18 protein-coding genes are annotated in these 21,164 nt (G+C 62.8%); 12 read left to right on the top strand and 6 right to left on the bottom strand.

The genetic code is table 11. The annotated features are described in order from the left end of the window. Positions 1 to 108: 108 nt before the first annotated feature. The 7 genes from asd to accD all read left to right on the top strand — a co-directional run bounded on the left by asd (position 109) and on the right by accD (position 9,287). Positions 109 to 1,221: an aspartate-semialdehyde dehydrogenase gene (gene asd, locus EIC84_RS05475; protein ID WP_003064263.1), complete on the top strand. Its 1,113-nt coding sequence runs from the start codon at positions 109 to 111 to the stop codon at positions 1,219 to 1,221. 371 nt (positions 1,222 to 1,592) lie between these two features. Then, entirely contained in the window at positions 1,593 to 4,502 is a 2,910-nt protein-coding gene (locus EIC84_RS05480) for a FimV/HubP family polar landmark protein (protein WP_003064257.1), read from the top strand. Positions 4,503 to 4,542: 40 nt separating this feature from the next. Further along, entirely contained in the window at positions 4,543 to 5,373 is an 831-nt protein-coding gene (truA, locus tag EIC84_RS05485) for a tRNA pseudouridine(38-40) synthase TruA (protein WP_003064254.1), read from the top strand. A 42-nt stretch (positions 5,374 to 5,415) separates the two neighbouring features. Then, positions 5,416 to 6,201 (top strand): phosphoribosylanthranilate isomerase, encoded by a 786-nt coding sequence (locus tag EIC84_RS05490; RefSeq protein ID WP_003064251.1) that lies wholly within the window; start codon positions 5,416 to 5,418, stop codon positions 6,199 to 6,201. Next, positions 6,126 to 7,418, top strand: coding sequence for a tryptophan synthase subunit beta (gene trpB / locus EIC84_RS05495; protein WP_003064250.1), 1,293 nt, complete (start codon positions 6,126 to 6,128; stop codon positions 7,416 to 7,418). The genes EIC84_RS05490 and trpB overlap by 76 nt, the downstream gene beginning before the upstream one ends. Then, positions 7,415 to 8,224: a tryptophan synthase subunit alpha gene (trpA, locus tag EIC84_RS05500; RefSeq protein ID WP_003064247.1), complete on the top strand. Its 810-nt coding sequence runs from the start codon at positions 7,415 to 7,417 to the stop codon at positions 8,222 to 8,224. The genes trpB and trpA overlap by 4 nt, the downstream gene beginning before the upstream one ends. A 187-nt stretch (positions 8,225 to 8,411) precedes the next feature. Then, complete coding sequence (gene accD, locus EIC84_RS05505; protein WP_003064244.1) at positions 8,412 to 9,287, top strand: acetyl-CoA carboxylase, carboxyltransferase subunit beta; 876 nt, start codon at positions 8,412 to 8,414, stop codon at positions 9,285 to 9,287. 161 nt (positions 9,288 to 9,448) lie between these two features. Here the strand turns inward: accD and EIC84_RS05510 are convergent, their stop codons facing one another. After that, positions 9,449 to 10,015: a YggT family protein gene (locus tag EIC84_RS05510; RefSeq protein ID WP_003064241.1), complete on the bottom strand. Its 567-nt coding sequence runs from the start codon at positions 10,013 to 10,015 to the stop codon at positions 9,449 to 9,451. Positions 10,016 to 10,075: 60 nt separating this feature from the next. On the opposite strand from EIC84_RS05510, the gene EIC84_RS05515 reads away from it, so the two are divergent. From EIC84_RS05515 to EIC84_RS05535, 5 genes are all read left to right on the top strand, one after another. Beyond that, a complete protein-coding gene (locus EIC84_RS05515; RefSeq protein WP_003064238.1) occupies positions 10,076 to 10,726 on the top strand; it encodes an LON peptidase substrate-binding domain-containing protein in 651 nt (216 codons plus the stop codon). A 242-nt stretch (positions 10,727 to 10,968) separates the two neighbouring features. Continuing rightward, the gene (lysS, locus tag EIC84_RS05520; protein WP_003064235.1) at positions 10,969 to 12,513 is read left to right on the top strand and encodes a lysine--tRNA ligase; all 1,545 of its coding nucleotides are present in this window, start codon (positions 10,969 to 10,971) and stop codon (positions 12,511 to 12,513) included. 162 nt (positions 12,514 to 12,675) lie between these two features. Continuing rightward, positions 12,676 to 13,704 (top strand): hypothetical protein, encoded by a 1,029-nt coding sequence (locus EIC84_RS05525; protein WP_034361865.1) that lies wholly within the window; start codon positions 12,676 to 12,678, stop codon positions 13,702 to 13,704. A gap of 113 nt (positions 13,705 to 13,817) precedes the next feature. Then, positions 13,818 to 14,876, top strand: a complete 1,059-nt coding sequence (locus EIC84_RS05530) for a diguanylate cyclase domain-containing protein (RefSeq protein WP_012837272.1) — start codon at positions 13,818 to 13,820, stop codon at positions 14,874 to 14,876. A 138-nt stretch (positions 14,877 to 15,014) separates the two neighbouring features. Then, positions 15,015 to 15,671: a mechanosensitive ion channel family protein gene (locus tag EIC84_RS05535; RefSeq protein ID WP_003064226.1), complete on the top strand. Its 657-nt coding sequence runs from the start codon at positions 15,015 to 15,017 to the stop codon at positions 15,669 to 15,671. A gap of 70 nt (positions 15,672 to 15,741) precedes the next feature. Here EIC84_RS05535 and purT read toward each other — a convergent pair whose 3' ends face one another. The 5 genes from purT to EIC84_RS05560 all read right to left on the bottom strand — a co-directional run bounded on the left by purT (position 15,742) and on the right by EIC84_RS05560 (position 21,035). Then, positions 15,742 to 16,959, bottom strand: coding sequence for a formate-dependent phosphoribosylglycinamide formyltransferase (purT, locus tag EIC84_RS05540; protein WP_003064223.1), 1,218 nt, complete (start codon positions 16,957 to 16,959; stop codon positions 15,742 to 15,744). A gap of 132 nt (positions 16,960 to 17,091) precedes the next feature. Next, positions 17,092 to 17,445 (bottom strand): hypothetical protein, encoded by a 354-nt coding sequence (locus EIC84_RS05545; protein ID WP_003064220.1) that lies wholly within the window; start codon positions 17,443 to 17,445, stop codon positions 17,092 to 17,094. Positions 17,446 to 17,560: 115 nt separating this feature from the next. Next, positions 17,561 to 18,031: a hypothetical protein gene (locus EIC84_RS05550; protein ID WP_003057958.1), complete on the bottom strand. Its 471-nt coding sequence runs from the start codon at positions 18,029 to 18,031 to the stop codon at positions 17,561 to 17,563. A gap of 54 nt (positions 18,032 to 18,085) precedes the next feature. Further along, the gene (locus EIC84_RS05555) at positions 18,086 to 19,141 is read right to left on the bottom strand and encodes a 6-phosphofructokinase (protein WP_003057959.1); all 1,056 of its coding nucleotides are present in this window, start codon (positions 19,139 to 19,141) and stop codon (positions 18,086 to 18,088) included. Positions 19,142 to 19,253: 112 nt separating this feature from the next. Continuing rightward, positions 19,254 to 21,035, bottom strand: a complete 1,782-nt coding sequence (locus EIC84_RS05560; protein WP_003064216.1) for an ABC transporter ATP-binding protein/permease — start codon at positions 21,033 to 21,035, stop codon at positions 19,254 to 19,256. Between the last annotated feature and the right edge of the window lie 129 nt (positions 21,036 to 21,164).

The following is a 21,164-nucleotide window of genomic DNA, read 5'->3' on the forward strand; positions in this document are numbered from 1 at the left end:
ACGATTACAGGCTGACCCAGCCCGGTTCGTCGCGCGCCCCTTCCGGCCCTGACGAGCCGGCCGAAGCAGTCTCAAGCTACTGTTTTCAAAACTGAAAGGGCGTTTCAAATGAGCAAGCAATTGGTAGGTTTGGTGGGCTGGCGCGGCATGGTCGGCTCCGTGCTGATGGATCGTATGCAGGCCGAAGGCGACTTCGCGCTGATCGAGCCCGTGTTCTTCTCCACCTCCAATGCCGGCGGCAAGGCCCCGGCCATGGCCACGGTGCACACCGAGCTGAAGGACGCCAACGACATCGCCGAGCTGTCCAAGTGCGACATCATCATCACCTGCCAGGGCGGCGACTACACCAAGGAAGTCTTCCCCAAGATCCGCGCTGCCGGCTGGAACGGCCACTGGATTGACGCCGCCTCCTCGCTGCGCATGGAGAACGACGCCGTCATCGTGCTCGACCCCGTCAACGACGACCTGATCCAGCAAAAGCTGGCCGCCGGCGGCAAGAACTGGATTGGCGGCAACTGCACCAACTCCATCTTGCTGATGGGTCTGGGCGGTCTGTTCAAGGCCGGTCTGGTGGAATGGGTCTCTTCCATGACCTACCAGGCCGCATCGGGCGGTGGCGCCAACCACATGCGCGAGCTGCTCAAGGGCATGGGCGTGGTGCACGCCGCCGTCGCCGACGAACTGGCGACTCCTGCTTCGGCGATTCTCGAAATCGACCGCAAGGTGGCCCAGACCATCCGCGAAGATGTGCCCACCGAATTCTTCGGCGCGCCTCTGGCCGGCGGCCTGATCCCCTGGATCGATGTGCAGCTGCCCAACGGCCAGTCCAAGGAAGAATGGAAGGGCCAGGCCGAGGTCAACAAGATTCTCGGCACCGAAGCCACGATACCCGTCGACGGCCTGTGCGTGCGCATCGGCGCCATGCGCTGCCACTCTCTGGCCCTGACCCTGAAGCTCAAGAAGGACCTGCCCCTGGAAGAGATCGAGGCCCTGATCAAGGGCGGCAATCCCTGGGTCAAGTTCGTGGCCAACGACCGTGCACTGACCGTCAAGGAGCTGACTCCTGCTGCCACCACCGGCGGTCTGGAAGTGGCCGTGGGCCGCGTGCGCAAGCTGAACATGGGCCCCGAGTACGTTTCGGCCTTCGTGATCGGTGACCAGCTGCTGTGGGGCGCTGCCGAGCCGCTGCGTCGCATGCTGCGCATCCTGCTGGCAGCCTGATCCCGTCCACCATCAAGCCTGCGAATGGCTTGATCCAGCACAGCAAAGCGCCAGTCATCCTCGTGATGGCCGGCGCTTTTTTCATGTCCAAGCTCCAGGCTTGGGCGACAATTGCCCGCTTATTCGGGCGAATGCAAACCGTCAGCAAACCTACATTAAGTTTCATCTCGTTGCCAATCGACAACAATTGAGAGCCTTGCCAGCCATGCTTTTGCTCACATTGCAATAGCGTCGTTGACAATGCAAACTGTGTCCGCCGGGCCGAGAGACCTTTGCCGCCTGCTGGAATTTCCAATTTTTATGTGCACCGCAGCCACAAACCCGATCAAGAACAAGAGGGCTGTAGGCTGCACGAATCAAGTCTGAGCCCTATGCAACGCTGGAAACTATCTGCGCTCGCCGCAGCCACCCTCGCACTGTCAAGCCTCCCGGCCACCGATGCATGGGCATTGGCGCTGGGACGCATCACGGTGCAGTCGGCTCTGGGCGAGCCCTTGCGTGCCGAGGTCGAGATCCCTCAACTCAGCGCAGCCGAGGCCGACAGCCTGCAGGCAGCTATCGCATCGCCAGCTGCATTCCGTGCCCAGGGCATGGAATTCACGGGCACGGCCAACTCGGTGCGCGTGCAGGTGCAAAAACGTGCCAACGGCTCGGCCGTGCTCAAGCTCAGCAGCTTTCAGCCAGTCAATGATCCCTTTGTCGACCTGGTGATCGATGCCAACTGGGCATCAGGCAAGCTGCAGCGCAACTACACCTTGCTGCTCGACCCTCCTGCAACGCGCCGCCCTGCTCCTGCGCCCACCACCGCTGCCCAGGCCACGCCTGCCGTGGTGCCTGCGCCTGCGCGTCCCGCCGTGACTGCACGCCCGGCGTCCAGCCCTGTCAACACGGCCGGCCGGGACCTGCGCAATGACCGCGATCAGGACGAAGCTGCAACCAAGCCTCAGCGAAAACGCCAGGCCGGCACTGCGGCACCGGCTGGCAGCAGCGATGAAGTTCGCGTCAGGACAGGCGACACCGCAGGTCGCATTGCTGCAGCGCACAAGCCAGCAGGCGTCTCGCTTGATCAGATGCTGGTCGCCATGCTGCGCAGCAACCCGCAGGCCTTTGTCAATGGCAATATCAACCGCATGCGCAGCGGCGCGGTGATTCAGTTGCCCGATCAGGCGGCCGCCCAGGCCACCTCGGCCAAGGAAGCCCGCCAGATCATGGCGGCCCAGTCTCAGGATTTCAACCAGTTCCGCCGTCAACTGGCTGGCGTGGCACCTGTGGCTCCTGTGGAAGCTGCATCGCGCAGCGCTTCCGGCCAGGTTCAGGCCCATGTCGCCGATGCCAAGGCCGCCACCGCAGCCCCCGACAAGCTGACCCTGTCCAAGGGCTCCGTCAAAGGCGTGGCTGCCGATGAGCAAGTGGCCCAGCAAAAACAGGCAGCAGACCAGTCTGCGCGTGCCGATGAGCTCAAGCGCAATATGGCCGAGCTAAGCCAGATTGCGGCAGCCACCAAACCTGCAGGTACGGCCGCAGCTCCCGCGGCAAGCGCCCCGGCTGCAGCTGCACCAGCGGCAAGCCCTGCAGTCACCGTACCCGCGGCCAGCGCCGCCAATGCTGCAGCGCCTGCCCTCGCACCGGCTGCTGATGCGGCTGCAACGTCTGCGCCCCCAGTCACACCCGAGGCGGCTGCAGCCGATGCCGGCAAGCCAGGCGACACCGCGCCTGCACCAGTTCCGGCCGAAGGCGAACCGGCACAGGCCGCAGCCGAGCCTGCAGCGCCCGCACCGGCACCGGTTGCACCTCCCAAGCCTGTGGCAGCACCGGCCCCCATTCCCGAAGAGCCCAGCTTTATCGACAGCCTGATGGAAGACCCGACCATCCCGCTGGCTGGCGCAGCACTGCTGGCCCTGCTTCTGGGCTATGGCGGCTACCGTGTTTCTCAGCGTCGCAAAGCCGCTGCGGCAGGCGCGGACAGCACGCTGGGCGACAGCCAGCTGTCGGCGGACTCCTTCTTCGGCGCCAGCGGCGGCCAGCGCGTGGACACCACGACCAGCAGCAGCCAGATGTCGGGCCAGTCCATGCAGTACTCTCCCAGCCAGCTCGACGCCGGCGATGTGGACCCGCTGGCCGAAGCCGATGTGTACCTGGCTTACGGCCGCGACCTGCAGGCCGAGGAAATCCTCAAGGAAGCGCTGCGCAGCGACCCCAACCGCCTGGTGCTGCACCAGAAGCTGGCTGAAATCTATGCCAAGCGCCATGACCGCATGGCCTACGCATCTGTAGCCAACAACGTCTTTGCCCTGACCCAGGGCAAGGGGCCCGAATGGCAGCGGCTGGCCGATCAGGGCCGTATCCTGGATCCGGAAAATCTGACTTACCAGCTGGGCGGAGCTCCCCAGGCTCATGCAGCGGCAGCTGCGACCCCAAGCGCCTTCAACCCCACCGATCCCTCAAGCGCCCTGCAAGGCGGCGTGGCCGCCGCCGTGGGCTTCGGCTCGGCACTGGCTGCTGCACAGGCTGCGGAAGCCGCTGCCAGCCACGAAGGGCCACCCACAGAGCCCGCCGGCATGGACTTCGACATGGATCTGGAGCTGCCGGCGGACCTGCCTGACACCGCAGCCAGCGCAGCGCCTGTGGCCTCCGAGCCCGTCTCCTTGCCCAACGAGCAGGATTTCGCGGCACTGGCACAGTGGGACACCCCTGTCACCGCATCCGAGCCAGCACCCGCAGCAGACAATGGCCTGAACCTGAACCTCGACGATCTGGCCTCGTTCAGCCTGCCCGCCACGGCATCTCAAGCCCCGGCCCCTGTCGCAGCTCCCGCGCCCGCCGAGCAAAGCTCCCTGAATGCGCTCGAGTTCGACCTCGACAGCTTCACACTGCCTTCGCAGGCACAGCCCGAGGCCGAGAGCGGACAGGAAACTGCGCCGCTGGAACTATCTTCCAACCAGGAGCGCCTGGACACAGAGCAGGACATCGAAGCCCTGACCTTGCAGCAACCGGGTGAAGAGGCCGCCAGCCCTGCCGCCGCCCCTGCGCAAGCCGATGTGACCTTCGACCTCAGCGGCCTGTCGCTGGATCTGGGCACATCCGATATCGCTGCGCCAATCGATGCCGTGCCAGCGCCCTCCGAACCCGAAGACCCGCTAGCCACCAAACTGGCCCTGGCCGAAGAGTTCAATGCCATCGGCGACAGCGACGGAGCGCGTACACTGATCGAGGAAGTGATCGCCGAAGCCCATGGCGATCTCAAGGCCAAGGCTCACAGCCTTCTCTCTCAGATTGGTTGATTGATTTGATGCATTCAGACCCCGCGCCGGGAGCCATGCCATGCGCATAGCTCTTGGCGTCAGCTACAACGGTCAGGCCTATCGCGGCTGGCAAAGCCAACCCGATGGCAACACCGTACAAGACAAACTCGAAGCGGCCCTGGGCCGCTTTGCTGCTCAAGAAGTCTCCACCATCTGCGCCGGTCGCACCGATTCCGGTGTGCACGGCCTGATGCAGGTCGTGCACTTTGACACCGAGTTGCAGCGCGCGCCCAACTCCTGGGTGCGCGGCACCAACACCTTTTTGCCCAAGGACATCGCCGTGCAATGGGCGGCCGAGGTCGCCGACGGCCCGAATGGCTTCCACTCCCGGGCCTGTGCCACTGCACGCCGCTATGCCTATGTGCTGCTGCAGTCACCCGTGCGCCCCAGCGTCGACCATGGCCGCGTGGGCTGGGTGTTTCAGGCCCTGGATGCGCAGCGCATGCGTGCAGCCGCCGACCTGCTGCTGGGCGAGCATGATTTTTCGTCCTTTCGCGCGGCAGGCTGCCAGGCCAAGAGCCCGGTCAAGACCCTGCGCCGCATCGACATCCACTACCGTCCCGCAGGCCAGGCACCCATGCGCGACGGACAGATGGAATGCGGCTACTGGCGTTTCGAGTTCGAGGGCAGCGCTTTTCTGCACCACATGATCCGCAACATCATGGGCTGCCTGATCTACGTGGGCCAGGGCTCCAAGCCCGTGGAATGGATGCAGCAAGTGCTGGAGGCACGCTCGCGCGAAGTGGCAGCCCCCACCTTCTCCCCTGACGGTCTGTACTTTCTCGGCCCCATTTACGATACGCGCTGGGGCCTGCCTGTAGACACCCCCCCGTTTGCCTGGCTGCCCTGAGCGGCCAGCGGCCAACGATTGCTGCAACGCCAGAGATTTGCCATGTCTTCCATTGCCCCCCGCACCCGCATCAAGATCTGCGGCCTGACCCGCGAGCAGGATGTCGACGCTGCAGTGGCCGCCGGTGCCGATGCCGTCGGCTTTGTGCTTTATGCGCCAAGCCCGCGCGCCGTGACGCTGCAGCGCGCGGCCGAGCTGGCCCGGCGGCTGCCGCCCTTTGTCACACCTGTTTTGCTCTTTGTGAATGAAACAGCTACCAATGTGATAGCTGCTTGCGCCCTAATACCCAACGCCTGCGTGCAATTTCATGGTGATGAATCGGCAGCGGATTGCGAGGCCGCCACCCGGGGCGTCCAGCCCTGGTTGCGCGCCGCGCGCATACCCCTTGGAGACGATGCGGCGCGATTTGACCTCGTAGAATATGCCCAACGTTATTCAAAGGCCCAAGCCATCCTGCTCGACGCCCATGTCGATGGTTATGGTGGCGGCGGCAAGGCATTCAATTGGTCACTTCTGCCAACAAGCGTCGACTCTCACCTCGTTTTGTCTGGTGGACTCACGCCTGCAAACGTGACCGATGGCATCTTGCAAGTGCGCCCTCGCGGGTTGTCTCTGGCCGTTGATGTGAGCTCTGGAGTCGAGGCCGAAGGCCCCGACGGCAAGCCCCTCAAAGGCATCAAGGATGCCCACAAGATTCATCGCTTCATTGCTGCCGTACGTGCAGCTGATGCCCAAATTTTGCAGACTGACACATGTTTGAATACCAGTATCCCGACGTCCACGGCCATTTCGGCCGCTACGGCGGCAGCTTCGCCAGCGAAACCCTGACCCACGCGCTCACCGAGCTGCGTGAGGCCTACGCTAAGTATCAGAACGACCCCGAATTCATCGCCGAATTCCAGTCCGAGCTGGCACACTATGTAGGCCGTCCCTCGCCCGTCTATCACGCCTCGCGCATGAGCCGTGAAATGGGCGGCGCGCAAATCTATCTGAAGCGCGAGGACCTCAACCACACGGGCGCACACAAGATCAACAATGTGATCGGCCAGGCCATGCTCGCCAAGCGCATGGGCAAGCCGCGCATCATTGCCGAGACAGGTGCCGGCCAGCACGGCGTGGCCACGGCCACCATCTGCGCTCGTTACGGCCTTGAATGCATCGTCTACATGGGCGCCGAGGACGTGAAGCGTCAAAGCCCCAATGTCTACCGCATGAAGCTGCTGGGCGCCACCGTGGTGCCCGTGGAATCGGGCTCCAGAACGCTCAAGGATGCGCTCAACGAAGCCATGCGCGACTGGGTGGCCAATGTGGACAACACCTTCTACATCATCGGCACCGTGGCCGGCCCCCATCCCTATCCCATGATGGTGCGCGACTTCCAGAAAGTCATCGGCGACGAGTGCCTGACGCAGATGCCCGAGTTCCTGGGCGCCGACAAGCAGCCCGACGCGGTAGTCGCCTGCGTGGGCGGCGGCAGCAATGCCATGGGCATCTTCTACCCCTATATCCCCTACGAGAACACCCAGCTGTTCGGCGTGGAAGCGGCGGGCGAAGGCCTGGAGTCCGGCAAGCACTCGGCCTCGCTGCAAAAAGGCAGCTCGGGCGTGCTGCACGGCAACCGCACCTTCATCCTGCAGGACGAAAACGGCCAGATCACCGAGACGCACTCGGTGAGCGCCGGCCTGGATTACCCCGGCGTGGGCCCTGAACATGCATGGTTGCAGGAAATCGGCCGTGCCCAGTATGTGGGCATCACCGATCAGGAGGCGCTGGACGCCTTCCACTATCTGTGCCGCGCCGAAGGCATCATCCCGGCTCTCGAGTCCAGCCACGCCGTGGCCTATGCCATGAAGCTGGCCAAGACCATGCGCGCCGACCAGTCGATTCTCGTCAGCCTATCGGGCCGTGGCGACAAGGACATCGGCACCGTGGCCGACCTCTCGGGTGCCGAATATTTCGACCGTCCCTCCATGCGCGGTCTCACCGTCAAGGGCGCTCCCGGACATGATGCAGCCAAGGCTGCCGCAGGGGGCAACAAATTATGAGCCGAATTACCGCCACTTTCAGCAAGCTCAAGGAAGAAGGCCGCAAGGCCCTGATTCCCTATGTGACTGCAGGCTTTCCATTTGCCGCCATCACCCCCTCCCTCATGCACGGCATGGTGGAAGCCGGTGCCGACGTGATCGAGCTGGGCGTGCCCTTCTCGGACCCCATGGCCGACGGCCCCACCATCCAGCGCGCGGGCGACAAAGCCATCGCCAACGGCGTGGGCCTGAGCCAGGTACTGGCCTATGTGGCCGAGTTCCGCAAAAAGGACCAGACCACGCCCGTGGTGCTGATGGGCTATGCCAACCCCGTGGAACGCTACGACCAGATCCATGGCGAGGATGCCTTCGTCAACCATGCGGCGGCTGCCGGCGTCGATGGCGTGCTGATCGTGGACTATCCGCCCGAGGAGTGCGAAGAGTTTGCAGCCAAGCTCAAGGCCCGCGACATGGACCTGATCTTCCTGCTGGCACCCACCAGCACCGAGGAGCGCATGCAGCAGGTGGCGCGCGTGGCCAGCGGCTATGTCTACTATGTCTCGCTCAAGGGCGTGACCGGTTCGGGCGCACTGGACACTTCGGCCGTGGAGGCCATGCTGCCGCGCATTCGCCAGCATGTCAGCGTGCCCGTAGGCGTGGGTTTCGGCATTCGCGATGCCCAGACCGCACAGACCGTGGGCCAGGTTGCCGACGCCGTCATCATCGGCAGCCGCATCATTGACCTGCTCGACAACCAGCCCCACGAGAAGATCGTTCCTTTGGCAATAGACTTTCTGCGTGGTGTGCGAAAGGCTCTCGACGCATAATGCTGCCCTGAAATCAGCCACCCCCTGAGCGGCTTCGCTGCTTCCCCCTTGAAGGGGGACGACAGCCTCGCAGCGGGGCGGCCCTTGCTCGCTGTCCCTGACCGGGATTGCGCCAGTGCCTGCGCCGCGCCGCCCTCATGGGTTGCGGGTGGCGCGCAGTGCAGTGGAAACTGAAAAGGAAATAACCATGTCCTGGCTTGAAAAACTTCTGCCTGCAAAAATCCAGCAGACCAATCCGACGGAACGCCACCAGCAGATTCCCGAAGGTCTGTGGATCAAGTGCCCCAGCTGCGAAACCGTTCTGTACAAGACCGATCTGGAAAAGAACCAGAACGTCTGCCCGACCTGCGGCCACCACCACCGCATCGGCGCGCGCGCGCGTCTGAACCATTTCCTCGATGCCGAAGGCCGCTATGAAATCGCACAGGAAGTCATTCCTGTCGACCCGCTGAAATTCAAGGACAGCCGCAAGTACCCCGAGCGTCTGAAGGAAGCGCTGGAGAACACCGGCGAGACCGATGCACTGATCGTCATGGGCGGCTCCGTCAAGAGCATCAATGTGGTCGTGGCCTGCTTCGAGTTCGACTTCATGGGCGGCTCCATGGGTTCCGTGGTCGGCGAACGCTTTGTGCGCGGCGTGGAAACTGCCATCGAGCAGAAAGTGCCTTTCATCTGCTTCACCGCCACCGGTGGTGCCCGCATGCAGGAAGGTCTGCTGTCGCTGATGCAAATGGCCAAGACCAATGCCGCGCTGACACGTCTGGCCAAGAAGGGTCTGCCCTATATCTCCGTGCTGACCGACCCGACCATGGGCGGTGTGTCCGCCGGCTTCGCCTTCGTGGGCGATATCGTGATCGCCGAGCCCAAGGCCCTGATCGGCTTTGCCGGCCCCCGCGTGATCGAAACCACCGTGCGTGTGAAACTGCCCGAAGGCTTCCAGCGCGCCGAGTTCCTGCAGGACAAAGGTGCCGTGGACATGATCGTGGACCGCCGCGAGCTGCGTGATCGCGTCTCCAGCTCTCTGGCCATGCTGCAACGCCTGCCTGCGGACGCCGTGGAATAAGCACCGGCCGACCAAAAGCCAAAAGGCTGACGCAGCATTCATCTGCGTCAGCCTTTTTTTGTCAGCTTTAGCACCTCGGAACATCCAAAACACACCACACAGCAGGCTTTGGAATTGACGAGGCTCCGGGCAATACGGCTTTCCCGGCCCGGGCAGCCCCCCTAGCGCACCCCGGCAATCATGGACAGGCCGCCAGCCTGCACATAGTTGAGCACCATCAGCAGCACCTGCAGGCCAATCAGGGCAATCAACGCCGAAAAGTCCACATTGCCTATCAGGGGCACCACCTTGCGGATAGGTGCTACCAGCGGATCGGCCAGACGCTGCAGCACACCGTAGATCGGCGAATAGGGCTGCACCCAGGACAGGATGGCGTAGATCAGCAAGATGCCCATCATGCCGGACAGAATGACCTTGATCAGCCCGCACAGCGCCAGCCATGGCAACGCCAGAACCGATCCCTTGCCACCCAGCAGCAGCCAGATCAGCAGCACCTGCGCCAGCTGCAGCAGCAAGGCAGCAATCAGGCTGGATTTGTCCCAGCGCCCCTTGGCGGGAACGACTTTGCGCAACGGCATGACGATCCAGTCGCTCAACGCAAAGACCAGTTGTCCCACGGGATTGCCGAACGGCACACGCTGCGCCTGCATGTACATGCGCAGCAGGCAGGCCCCGCTGATCAACCCGACGACGACATCCAGCAGAAACAAAACGATTTCAAACAGCATGTGACCCAATTCAGAAAACAGTGAGCAACTCACCCATTCGTGGGATGATAGCCGGGCACCATGACTGATACACAAAGTCTGCATTCCCTGCCCCTGTTCCCGCTGAACACGGTGCTGTTTCCTGAAGGCCTGCTGAGCCTGCAGGTCTTCGAGGTGCGTTATCTGGACATGATCCGCAAATGCCAGCATGCCGACGCCCCTTTCGGCGTGGTTGCGCTGCAGTCGGGACAGGAGGTGCGCAAGGCCGGCGCCCAGACCGAGCGCCTGCACTCGGAGGGCGTGCTGGCCCATATCGCCCGGCTCGATTCCCCTCAGCCCGGACTGCTGCACCTGCAATGCAAGGGCGTCCAGCGCTTTCACATCCAGCGCTGCTGGCAACTGCCGCATGGCCTGTGGGTAGCCGATGTCGCCATGCTGCCCGACGACCCCAAGGTCACTGTCCCCAAGCATTTGCTCAGCACCTCCTATGCACTGGCTCAGGCCTTGCTGAACTTGCACAGCCACGACCCCGACCACGCGCAACTGCCCACTCCGACGCAGATGCACGACTGCGCCTGGGTTGCCAATCGCTGGGCCGAGATGCTGCCCCTGCCGGTGCGGGTCAAGCAGCAGCTCATGACACTGGATGCCCCGCTGCTGCGACTGGAGCTGATTGCCGATGTGCTAGAGCAAAGCGGCATTACCGGATCAGACCCACAGGAGGAAGCCTGAATTTGACTCCTCCCTTTAACGGCGGTGTAGAAACACTACTTTTTCGGCAGCATTCAGCTGGCTGGCTCGGCTGCAGTCTGGGCCATGGAGGCGACATTCCGCAGTTCCTGCGAGCGCTTTGCCCGGTCGCTTACCGCTGACTCGGCAAAAAACTTAAAATCACCGGTTTCGGGCAGCGGCTATCCTTGCCGTGCCCCCATTCCTGGCCTCCAACCGGCGCTTGTCGCTGGCGCTCTCTTTTCATGACTGAACAAAACATCTCTTCTGCGGCAGAAAACACCGCCCCTCAGGACGAAAACAAACTCATCGCCGAGCGCCGCGAAAAACTCAAAGCCCTGCGCGAGTCTTCCAAGGCCAACGGCGGCGTTGCCTTTCCCAACGACTTCAAGCCCGAGCATCGCGCCGCAGCCCTGATCGCCGAGCACAGCGACAAGGATGCCGAAGCCCTGGACGCTGCAGCCGTCGCCGTCAGCGTGGCTGGTCGCATGATGCTCAAGCGCGTGATGGGCAAGGCCAGCTTTGCCACCGTGCAGGACGCCACGGGTCGTATCCAGGCCTATGTCACCCGCGATGCCGTGGGTGAAGAGGTCTACGCCGACTTCAAGAAATGGGATCTGGGCGACATCATCTCCGTCGAAGGTCAGCTGATGAAGACCAAGACCGGCGAGCTGTCGATCAAGGCCACGAAGATCCGCCTGCTCACCAAGAGCCTGCGCCCCATGCCCGACAAGTTCCACGGCATGGCCGACCTGGAGCAGAAGGTGCGCCAGCGCTATGTGGACCTGATGACCGACGAAGAAGCCCGCAAGCGCTTCGTGGCCCGCAGCAAGGCTGTGGCCGGCATCCGCGACTTCATGGTCGAACACGGCTTCCTGGAAGTCGAGACACCCATGCTGCACCCCATCCCCGGCGGTGCCAATGCCAAGCCCTTCATCACCCACCACAATGCGCTGGACCAGGAGATGTACCTGCGCATCGCGCCCGAGCTCTACCTCAAGCGCCTGATCGTCGGCGGTTTCGAGCGCGTGTTCGAGATCAACCGCAACTTCCGCAACGAAGGTATCTCGGTGCGCCACAACCCCGAGTTCACCATGATGGAGTTCTACGCGGCCTACTGGAACTACCAGGATCTGATGGACTACACCGAAAAGCTGATCCGCGACGCGGCCATGAAGGCCGTTGGCACGCTGGAGCTGAGCTATGGCGGCAAGCCCGTGGACCTGGCCAAGCCCTTCGAACGCCTGACCATCCCCGAAGCCATCGTCAAATACACCGAAGCCGGCGACAACGTGGGCAACCGCGAATGGCTGACCAATGCCCTGAAGAAGTTGGGCATGAAGGAAGACAAGGACAAGCTGTCCACCCGCACCCTGGCCAGCCTGCAGGTGCTGTACTTCGAAGAGGTGGTGGAAGATAAGCTGTGGAACCCCACCTTCATCATGGAACACCCCACCGAGATCTCGCCGCTGGCGCGCGCCAACGACGAGCGCCCCGAAGTGACCGAGCGCTTCGAGCTCTACATCACGGGCCGCGAATTCGGCAACGGCTTCTCCGAGCTCAATGACGCCGAAGACCAGGCCGCCCGCTTCAATGCCCAGGTGGAAGCCAAGGACGGAGGCGACGACGAAGCCATGTACTTCGACCACGACTTTGTGCGCGCCCTGGAATACGGCATGCCTCCCACCGGCGGCTGCGGCATCGGTATCGACCGCTTCATGATGCTGCTGACCGACAGCGCCAGCATCCGCGACGTGATTCTGTTCCCGGCATTGCGCCGCGAGGTCTGAGAAGCGGCTGTGCGCCCGGCTCGGGCGTTGCGGAACAACATGGCCTGACGAGCCGAGGACGATCCGCGACTGAGACACCAATAGCCACCGGCACAGCCAGATTGCGCACCGGCCATGATTCAAAATAGGCTGTCGCAATACTGGCTGGCTATACTGCTTGACATGCAGATTCCCCAATACTGGGCTCAGGCAAGACTACGTCATCAGACCGGCGTACGCCATGGCGTCACCGTTCAACGCTGGGGCTGGTCTGACAACAGCGAGTCCGATGCCCAGGCTCATGCTCAGCAAAGAGCACAGCAGGCACTGGAGACAGCTCTCGCTGCCGCTGCCAAGCGCAACCTGCCCGAATACTTCGAGCGCATGGAATGGCGCACCGAATACGGGCTGGACGGCGGCACACCCATTCGCGAAGAGGTGTTGGAGCGGCGTGATGAATCCGTCATGACGCGCAACAGCTATGGCGCACACTGCCTGAATACAGAGAACGTGGCCATTGCCGATATCGACTTTCCACATCAGAAAAAGCCTGCCCGCTTCCCTGTCATTTCGTCGCTGCTGCTGGCTCTGGCCCTGCCCTGGCTGTGGATGACCCCGCTGACCTGGAGTCTCGGTGTGGCGATGTTGATGCTGTTGGTGGCCAGCATCGGCCTGGTCTTCTGGTCAGGCCTGAAGCAATGGCTGCATGCCCGCCAGACGCAGCGCAACAATGCCCGCCTGCCACCGCCTGTGGATATTGCACTGGCAAAAGTTCGGGCGTTCTCAGCCAGGCACCCGGACTGGGGCTTGCGCGTCTACGAAACGCCCAAAGGACTGCGCGTCATTGTCACCCACGCCGCACTCGCCCCCTCCTCGCCCGAGGTCCAGGGGCTGTTCCAGCAACTGGAGGTTGATCCGCTCTACGCCATGCTGTGCAACCAGCAGCAGTGCTTTCGCGCCCGAGTCAGCGGCAAACCATGGCGCATGGGCCTGAACGGTCTGTCGGGCCAGGAAAGGCGCTGGCCCCTGTCTGCCGCCTCTCAGACTGCACGCCAGCAGTGGGTGTCAGTTTATGAAACAAGATCGACGCAGTTCGCGGCCTGCCGCTTTATCGATCAACTGGGCGCGACGACGCTGTGTTCAGCGGCACAGACTTTCGTCATCTGGCACGATGAACGCAGCAAAGCGCACTCCTCTCTGGCATTGGCCTGAGCATGTCCGTGACCATTCACAAAGCCTGTTGCTTGAAACCGGCGTATAAAGTAACAATATATTTCCCAGACCATGCCTGAACTACCGATGAGTCTGACCCTGACCTTCCTCTCATGACAGCTCTGCCATCTTCTGCATCAGCTTTGTCTGCCATCGAATCCAGCGGGGCACGGTTCTCGTCACCCGATTCTGCGACGCCGTTCTCCGTACTGGTCGTCGAGGATCAGGCAGTCATGCGAGCTGCTCTGGTGACGGAACTTCGCCAGGCCGGTGTGACACAGGTGCTGGAAGCCGAAAACGGCCGCACCGCGCTGGCACTGTTTCGCAGCGAAAGACCTGATCTGGTGCTGCTGGACATCCGCCTCCCCGGCGAAGACGGCTATTGGGTCGCGCGTCAGCTGCGCGAGGCCGAGCCCGGCGAGTGGACACCCATCATCTTTCTCTCCGGCCTGGACAACGATCTGGACGTCTGGCGCGGTATTGAGGCGGGGGGCGACGACTACCTGGTCAAACCCGTCAAACCCATTGTGCTGGTCGCCAAGCTGCGCGCCATGCGCCGCCTGCTGGACATGCGCCGTCGCCTGGTCACGGTCTCTGCAGAGCTGCATCTGGCGAATCAAAAGCTCAACGAAATGGTGGAGCTCGATGCGCTCACGGGTCTGGTCAATCGTCGAGGCCTCGATCGCATGCTACATGCCGAAATTGCTGCGGCAAGGCGCGAGAGCAGGCCGCTGACGCTGATGCTTTGCGACCTCGATCACTTCAAGCACTTCAACGATACCTACGGCCATGTCCAGGGTGACGAATGCCTCAAGCAGGTCGGGCGTCTGCTACGCGAAGTCTGCGTGCGCCCGCGCGACATCGCCGCACGTTATGGCGGTGAAGAGTTTGCCATGATCCTGCCCAATACCCCGCGTTCCGGCTCGATGACGTTCGCACGTGCTCTCGGCCAAATGCTCAAGTTCCTCAAGATTCGCCCGCCAGGAGCCGCCGAGGATATTCCGCTGACCCTCTCCGGCGGGATTACCACCTGCATTCCCGACGAGCACACCAGCGCCGAATCCATGCTGATGCGAGCCGACGAAGCCCTGTATGCCGCCAAGTCTCAAGGGCGCAACCGCTTCTTCAGCTTCGAGATGCAGATGGACACCATAGAGCAGAGACAGATCTAGCAGTCCGCCAAGCAGCGTTGCGGCACTGCCTGCCCATTCGACACTTATCAGCTCCGCTCTCAAGAGACGCTAGGATTGGCGCATTGTCCTGTCAGCCCTTCTGGGCTGACCTCTGCCGTTTTTCTAGAGTGACTGGTTATGCGTCGTCTTCAAATGCACCTGCCCGATTGGATGCAGGACTGGCTTGAAATCCTGATTCCCGGGGTTCAGATCTTTCTCATCATCCTGGTGGCCTGGCTGATCAACTGGCTCATCAAGCGCATCATCTCGCGTGCAGGCAAGGCCTATGACCTGCCTCATGAACTGCTCATGCCGCTGCGCGGCGTGTTTCGCTGGATCATCATCGCCGCCGCCATACTGGCGATTCTGGAGCGCCTGGGCATGTCGGCTACCGTGCTCTGGACGGCTTTCACCGGCTTTGCCACAGTGGGTGCCGTTGCCTTCTTCGCAGCCTGGAGCGTGCTCTCCAATCTGTTTTGCGCGCTGCTGATCGTCACCGTCGGCCCCTTCCGTCTGGGCGACTATATCGAGGTGCTCGACACTGCCGAGAAGCCTGGGGCCAAGGGCCGCGTGATCGACCTCAATATGCTCTACATCACCTTGCAGGATGACAGCGCACCGGCAGGCATGCCCAATCTGCTGCAGATTCCCAACTCACTGATCTTCCAGCGCGTCATTCGCCGCTGGAAAGGCGGCATGCCGGTGGTGACGGAGAACACGCCGGCCACCAGCCAGGAAGAAGCGTGCGCGGTGGCCATCACGACTCCTGGCGGCAGCGCCGCTGCCTCGGGCTGAGACCGGCTGATATCGGCTGATACCCGGCCTCCATGCAAAAGGGCTTCCTGAGAAGCCCTTTTTGATTACCTCAAGGCAGGCGCGGCTTGACCTTGCTGGCGGCCAGCTTGGCATTCACACGTGCCTGCTCCACATCGCCAGCGCGCGCCAGGGCCACGCCCATGCGACGCTTGACAAAGCTCTCGGGCTTGCCGAAGAGGCGCAAATCGGTGCCGGGCACTGCCAGGGCTTGCTCCACACCATCAAACACCAGGCCTTCGGCATCCTGACCGCCATAAATCACGGCACTGGCACCAGGGTTGCGCAGGCTGGCATCCACGGGCAGACCCAGAATCGCGCGGGCATGCAACTCGAACTCGCTTTGCCATTGCGTGCACAGCGTCACCAGACCTGTGTCATGAGGACGTGGCGAGACTTCGCTGAACCAGACCTGCTCGCCCTTCACAAACAGTTCCACGCCAAACAGGCCCAGACCACCCAGGTCGTCTGTGACGGCCTTGGCAATCTGGCGCGATTTCTCGAGCGCGGCAGGATGCATGGGGTGAGGCTGCCAGCTCTCCACATAGTCGCCGGCCTGCTGGATATGACCCACGGGGTCGCAGAAATGGGTTTCGATCTGGCCATCCGCACCCTTGGCGCGCACGGTCAGCTGGGTGATTTCGTAATCGAAGTCGATAAAGCCTTCGACGATCACGCGCCCCTTGGCCACACGGCCGCCGGCCATGGCGTAATCCCAGGCCTTGGCCACATCGGCAGGGCCGTCGATCTTGCTCTGGCCCTTGCCCGAGCTGCTCATCACGGGCTTGACCACACATGGGTAGCCGATGGCAGGCTGGCCGTCGCTGCCGTCGATCGCGGCTTGCAGCTCGGCCAGAGAGTCACAGAAACGGTAGGGGCTGGTGGGCAGGCCCAGGGTTTCAGCGGCCAGACGGCGAATACCTTCACGGTCCATGGTCAGACGCGCGGCGCGGGCCGTGGGAATGCAGGTGATGACGCCTGCGGCCTCCAGCTCTTCCAGCATGGGCGTGGCAATGGCCTCTATCTCGGGCACGACCAGATCGGGCTTGACCTCTTCGATCAGCGCCTTGAGCTGGGCCGCATCGCTCATGGTGATGGTGCGCGCATGGTGGGCCACCTGCTGGCCAGGCGCGTTTTCATAGCGGTCCACGGCAATGGTTTCCACGCCCAGGCGCTGCAGGGCAATCAGCACTTCCTTGCCCAGCTCGCCGCTGCCCAGCAGCATGACTTTGGTGGCATTGGGGGAGAGAGGGGTTCCTAGGGTGGTCATGGTTGCATCCTGCATATATGGGGCCGAGCCCCCGATCATAGGCGAGCAGGCAAGCCTCTCGTGACTGCAGCTTGGCAATTCGGCCGCTTTCAGCGCCGAGCTATGAAGCGCATGGCGCGGCTGACTGAAGATTCAGTGCGGCATTGGCGAGTAATGCTCGATGCGGCAAGCGCCGCGATTCTTGCATTGCCCGTCCAGATAGCGAAAGCGTACCGTCACGGCAGTACCGGGACCGGGCCACTGCCTGCGCGGCAGCTCGCTTTGATAGTCTGCCGTTTCGGGCCTGAAGCTCAGCGCCGTGCCCGGTTGCGGGCATTCGGCATCGCCGCTGGCCTTGGCTTCGAGCACGCGGGTCTGCAGCGCGCGGCCACCGCTTTGCTTTTCTCGCACCTGCACCTTGAGATCGCAGATCTGCCAGTCTGCAGCCTGGGCGGCAGCGGCGCAGGCGCTCAAAGCCACCGCGATCAGAATTCGGAAAAGAGTCATCTGCCTACCTGCGAGTGAGTGGTGTTCATGGGCCAGCATCTCTACCAAATAGATAGCCTCAATCGCTTCAAGACAAAGGGATTGAGGCCAATATCTTGAAATTTTTCGGTGGGTATCAGTGCGTCAGACCGACAGCCTTGCCGCCACGCTGCGGAATGCTTCCCGCGTCGAATCGCATCTCGGAAGTCCAGACCGCATCGTCCCAGACCCAGGGGCTGCTGGCCTGCTCCAGACCCAGCACATGCACGCCGCTCAGGTCCTTGACGCGTTCCTTGAGCCAGTCGATCTGATCGCTGCGCACAAACACCAGGCAGGCAATCTCCCAGTCGGGCTGCGTGATGCCCAGGCCGTGCAGCTGCGACAGCAGCGGGGCATACCATTTCTCGACCCGCTCGTTGAGACGGTTGACCAGCGCCAGCGGATAGCCGGAAGCCGATACCTCGACCACATAGACCTGGCGACGAGCCGGGCGCAATGCCACGAAGGCCGGACATTGCCAGCCATCGGCCACCTCGTACTTGGGGGCCACAAAAGTCTCACCGTTGGCCGTGAGCAGCTGCATCACGGCTTCTTCATGTCGGTCCATGCTGAATTTCTCCGGCGCGCCGAAAGTGCGCGCAGGCTCACACCTTAGCTCAGCTCAGGCCTCGCCAAAGCAAATTCCGATATCGCGCGCCATGGTCAGCAGCGGGCTGTCCAGCGGCACGGTGCGCTGGGTATTGGCCACATCCGCAATCGCCACACTGCCGATGCGGCCGTTCTGCAGCGTGACCATATGGCCCAGCTGGCCGCCCAGCACCAGTTGCGCCGCATGGTGGCCGAACTGCGTGGCCAATACCCGGTCAAACGGCGTCGGATCGCCGCCGCGCTGCACATGCCCCAACACCGTGGTGCGCACCTCGCTCTGGAGATGGGGTTGCAGCCGCTCGCGCAGCACATGGCCGACGCCGCCCAGACGCACGGGGTCGGGACTGTGCGCAATCCGCTCGCGCACCGTCAGGCTCTGGCCGCTTTCCTTGGCACCCTCGCCGATGCAGATGATGGTGTAGCGCTGACGCCGCTCGCGCTCCTGACAGACCTTGATGATGGACTGCAGGTCGTAATCGATCTCGGGCAGCAAAATGATGTCGGCAGCACCGGCGATGCCGGACTCCAGCGCCAGCCAGCCTGCGTGGCGCCCCATGGTCTCCACGATCATCACGCGGTGGTGACTCATGGCCGTGCTCTCGATGCGGCGCAGGCTTTCGGTCACCGTGGCCACGGCCGTGTCGAAGCCGAAGCTGCGCTCGCAGTTGGCAATGTCGTTATCGATGGTCTTGGGCACGCCCACGCATTGCAGTCCCACCTGCGCCAGGCCATGGGCCAGGCTCATGGTGCCGTCGCCGCCGATGGCGACCACCACATCCAGTGCCAGCGCCTTGACATTGCGCCCCACCTGGGCCAGCGTGGCCGCATCGCGCAGCGGGTTGGCGCTGTTGCTGGTGCCCAGAATGGTGCCGCCGATATGCAGAATGCCGCTGACCTCGTCCCAGCTCAGCGCTCTGACGCGCGGACTTGCATCCATCAACCCTTCAAAGCCGTCGGCAATGCCCAGTACCTCGCACTGGCCATGGTTGATCAGGGACTTGGTGACCGCACGGATCACCGCATTGAGGCCGGGGCAGTCGCCGCCACCGGTCAGCACACCAACGCGCATGGGCTCGTTCTCCAAAGATTCTCGAATGCACATCATCCCACGAGAAAGTCGCTGCCAGAGCCTCCCATGCCTGCACCGTGGTTGAGACTGCTTGTCCCCGAACCTGCCTGCCTCAGCGGCTCCCGGGCAGGTCGGCCTCCCGGATCCCTTGCTGCGGCGAAAGCAGCCAGCGGGCCGTGTGGAACTCCGTCACACTGTCGCGGTGCGCCACCGAGACCAGTGCCCCGCCTCTGCCCTGCACCAGTTGCACCAGCCGGCTGTAGATCTGCGCTTCGGCGGCATTGTCCAGCGCGCTCGTGGCCTCGTCCGCAAACACCCAGGCCGGACGCTTGAGCAAGACCCGCGCCACGGACAGCCGCTGCTGCTCGCCTCCCGACAGGCTGCTGTTCCAGGCCGCCTGGCTGTCCAGCCGCTCCTGCAGCTGCGGCAACTGCGCTTCGCGCAAGACCTGTTTGAGCTCAGCGTCGCTGTAGCTTGCCGCCGGCTCCGGATAGGCCAGGGCATCGCGCAGGCTGCCGTCGGGAAAATAAGGGCGCTGAGGAATGAACATTACGTCCAGAGGCCGCTCCACCCGACCTCGCGCATAGGGCCAGATACCAGCAAACGCCCGCAGCAAGGTGGACTTGCCGCTGCCAGAAGGCCCGCTGATCAACAGCCTCTGGCCCGGGCATATCTGCAGCCTGGCGTCCGCCACGATGGGGCTTCCTGCGGGCAGGGATACATCGAGATTCCGGGTCTGCAACTGGTTCGACGCTGCAAGCTGAACGCCGACCGGATGCTCCTCCTGCTCGCGCAGGCTCTCGTCGAAACCGGCCAGGCGCGCAGTCGTGGCCCTCCAGGCAGCGATATCGGAGTAGTTGTTGACGATCCAGCTCAGCGAGTCCTGCACCTGATTGAAGGCCGAGCCTATCTGCATGAGCTGACCCAGCTGGATGGCGCCGCTGAAAAAACGCGGTGCGGCAATGATGAAGGGAAAGACCACGGCTGCCTGGCCGAAGAAATTGGTAAACCAACCCAGACTCTTCTGCTTCTTGATCAGGTCCAGATAGTTGCCCAGGGCGTCGCCGAAACGCAGGCCGATCTGAGCACCCTCCACGCGCTCGCCACCGTCCAGGGCGATCGCCTCGGCATGCTCGCGCACACGGATCATGTGATGGCGGAAGTTGGCCTCCAGTTGCTGCTGGCGGTTGTTGAGTCGGACCTGGGGCTTGCCGATCCAGAAGGTGATCGCGCTGCCGACCAGACAATACAGCACGGCCATCCAGACCATGAAACCGGAAACCTGCAGCTGCCCGCCGCCGAACATGGCCGGCAAACTGACATCGACGACGGAGCTCAGGCTCCACAGAATGCCGACGAAGCTCACAAAGGTGACGACCGCATTCAGCAGCCCCATGGAAAGCGACACGGTATAGGTGGTGAACAGATTCAAGTCCTCCTGAATCCGCTGATCGGGGTTGTCGGGGGCCTTGGCATTGCCGTCCACGCCATAGCGCCCCAGCTCCAGCCGATAGAACGCCTTGGCCGACAGCCAGCGCTGCAACATGTGCTCGGTCAGCCAGCGCCGCCAGTTGAGCTGCAGCAACTGCGTCAGATAGAACTTGTAGACCGCGATGACGATGTACACCAGGGCCAGCCAGAGAAAGCGCCATAGCTGCTGCCAGAACACCTCGACCTGCTTGTTCTGCAATGCGTCATAGAACACCCGGTTCCATTCATTGATCTGCACCAGCATGAACACCGCCGCGAGATTGAGGCCCACGATGGCGGCCAGCAGCCCCCAGGCCTTCCATTTCTCCTCGGACTGAAAATAGGGCCGGGTCAGCGAAAAGGCCTGGCGCAGCACGCCCGACCGGTTTTTGCGGGACTCAGGTCCCGGGCTCTTGGAAGTCATGCAGGCTTTCGGTGATTCATGAACCGCTGGCGCCACGGCGATGCCACTGCCAGGCTTCTGAGCACACCCTAAGCCGGCTAACTGAGGCCAGACTTAAATTTCAGCAGCCGACCTGCCCAGCCTTCGAAA

The sequence above is a fragment of the Comamonas sp. A23 genome (genome assembly GCF_004522605.1).
Lineage (GTDB): Bacteria > Pseudomonadota > Gammaproteobacteria > Burkholderiales > Burkholderiaceae_C > Comamonas > Comamonas thiooxydans.

Excerpts from the sequence above, each read along its gene's own strand:
- EIC84_RS05530 (WP_012837272.1), top strand. The coding sequence starts at position 13,818 with ATGACAGCTCTGCCATCTTCTGCATCAGCTTTGTCTGCCATCGAATCC.
- lysS (WP_003064235.1), top strand. The coding sequence starts at position 10,969 with ATGACTGAACAAAACATCTCTTCTGCGGCAGAAAACACCGCCCCTCAG.
- EIC84_RS05480 (WP_003064257.1), top strand. The coding sequence starts at position 1,593 with ATGCAACGCTGGAAACTATCTGCGCTCGCCGCAGCCACCCTCGCACTG.
- EIC84_RS05555 (WP_003057959.1), bottom strand. The coding sequence starts at position 19,141 with ATGCGCGTTGGTGTGCTGACCGGTGGCGGCGACTGCCCCGGCCTCAAT.
- purT (WP_003064223.1), bottom strand. The coding sequence starts at position 16,959 with ATGACCACCCTAGGAACCCCTCTCTCCCCCAATGCCACCAAAGTCATG.
- EIC84_RS05510 (WP_003064241.1), bottom strand. The coding sequence starts at position 10,015 with ATGCTGTTTGAAATCGTTTTGTTTCTGCTGGATGTCGTCGTCGGGTTG.
- accD (WP_003064244.1), top strand. The coding sequence starts at position 8,412 with ATGTCCTGGCTTGAAAAACTTCTGCCTGCAAAAATCCAGCAGACCAAT.
- asd (WP_003064263.1), top strand. The coding sequence starts at position 109 with ATGAGCAAGCAATTGGTAGGTTTGGTGGGCTGGCGCGGCATGGTCGGC.
- EIC84_RS05535 (WP_003064226.1), top strand. The coding sequence starts at position 15,015 with ATGCGTCGTCTTCAAATGCACCTGCCCGATTGGATGCAGGACTGGCTT.
- trpA (WP_003064247.1), top strand. The coding sequence starts at position 7,415 with ATGAGCCGAATTACCGCCACTTTCAGCAAGCTCAAGGAAGAAGGCCGC.
- EIC84_RS05560 (WP_003064216.1), bottom strand. The coding sequence starts at position 21,035 with ATGACTTCCAAGAGCCCGGGACCTGAGTCCCGCAAAAACCGGTCGGGC.
- truA (WP_003064254.1), top strand. The coding sequence starts at position 4,543 with ATGCGCATAGCTCTTGGCGTCAGCTACAACGGTCAGGCCTATCGCGGC.
- EIC84_RS05525 (WP_034361865.1), top strand. The coding sequence starts at position 12,676 with ATGCAGATTCCCCAATACTGGGCTCAGGCAAGACTACGTCATCAGACC.
- EIC84_RS05515 (WP_003064238.1), top strand. The coding sequence starts at position 10,076 with ATGACTGATACACAAAGTCTGCATTCCCTGCCCCTGTTCCCGCTGAAC.
- trpB (WP_003064250.1), top strand. The coding sequence starts at position 6,126 with ATGTTTGAATACCAGTATCCCGACGTCCACGGCCATTTCGGCCGCTAC.
- EIC84_RS05545 (WP_003064220.1), bottom strand. The coding sequence starts at position 17,445 with ATGACTCTTTTCCGAATTCTGATCGCGGTGGCTTTGAGCGCCTGCGCC.
- EIC84_RS05550 (WP_003057958.1), bottom strand. The coding sequence starts at position 18,031 with ATGGACCGACATGAAGAAGCCGTGATGCAGCTGCTCACGGCCAACGGT.
- EIC84_RS05490 (WP_003064251.1), top strand. The coding sequence starts at position 5,416 with ATGTCTTCCATTGCCCCCCGCACCCGCATCAAGATCTGCGGCCTGACC.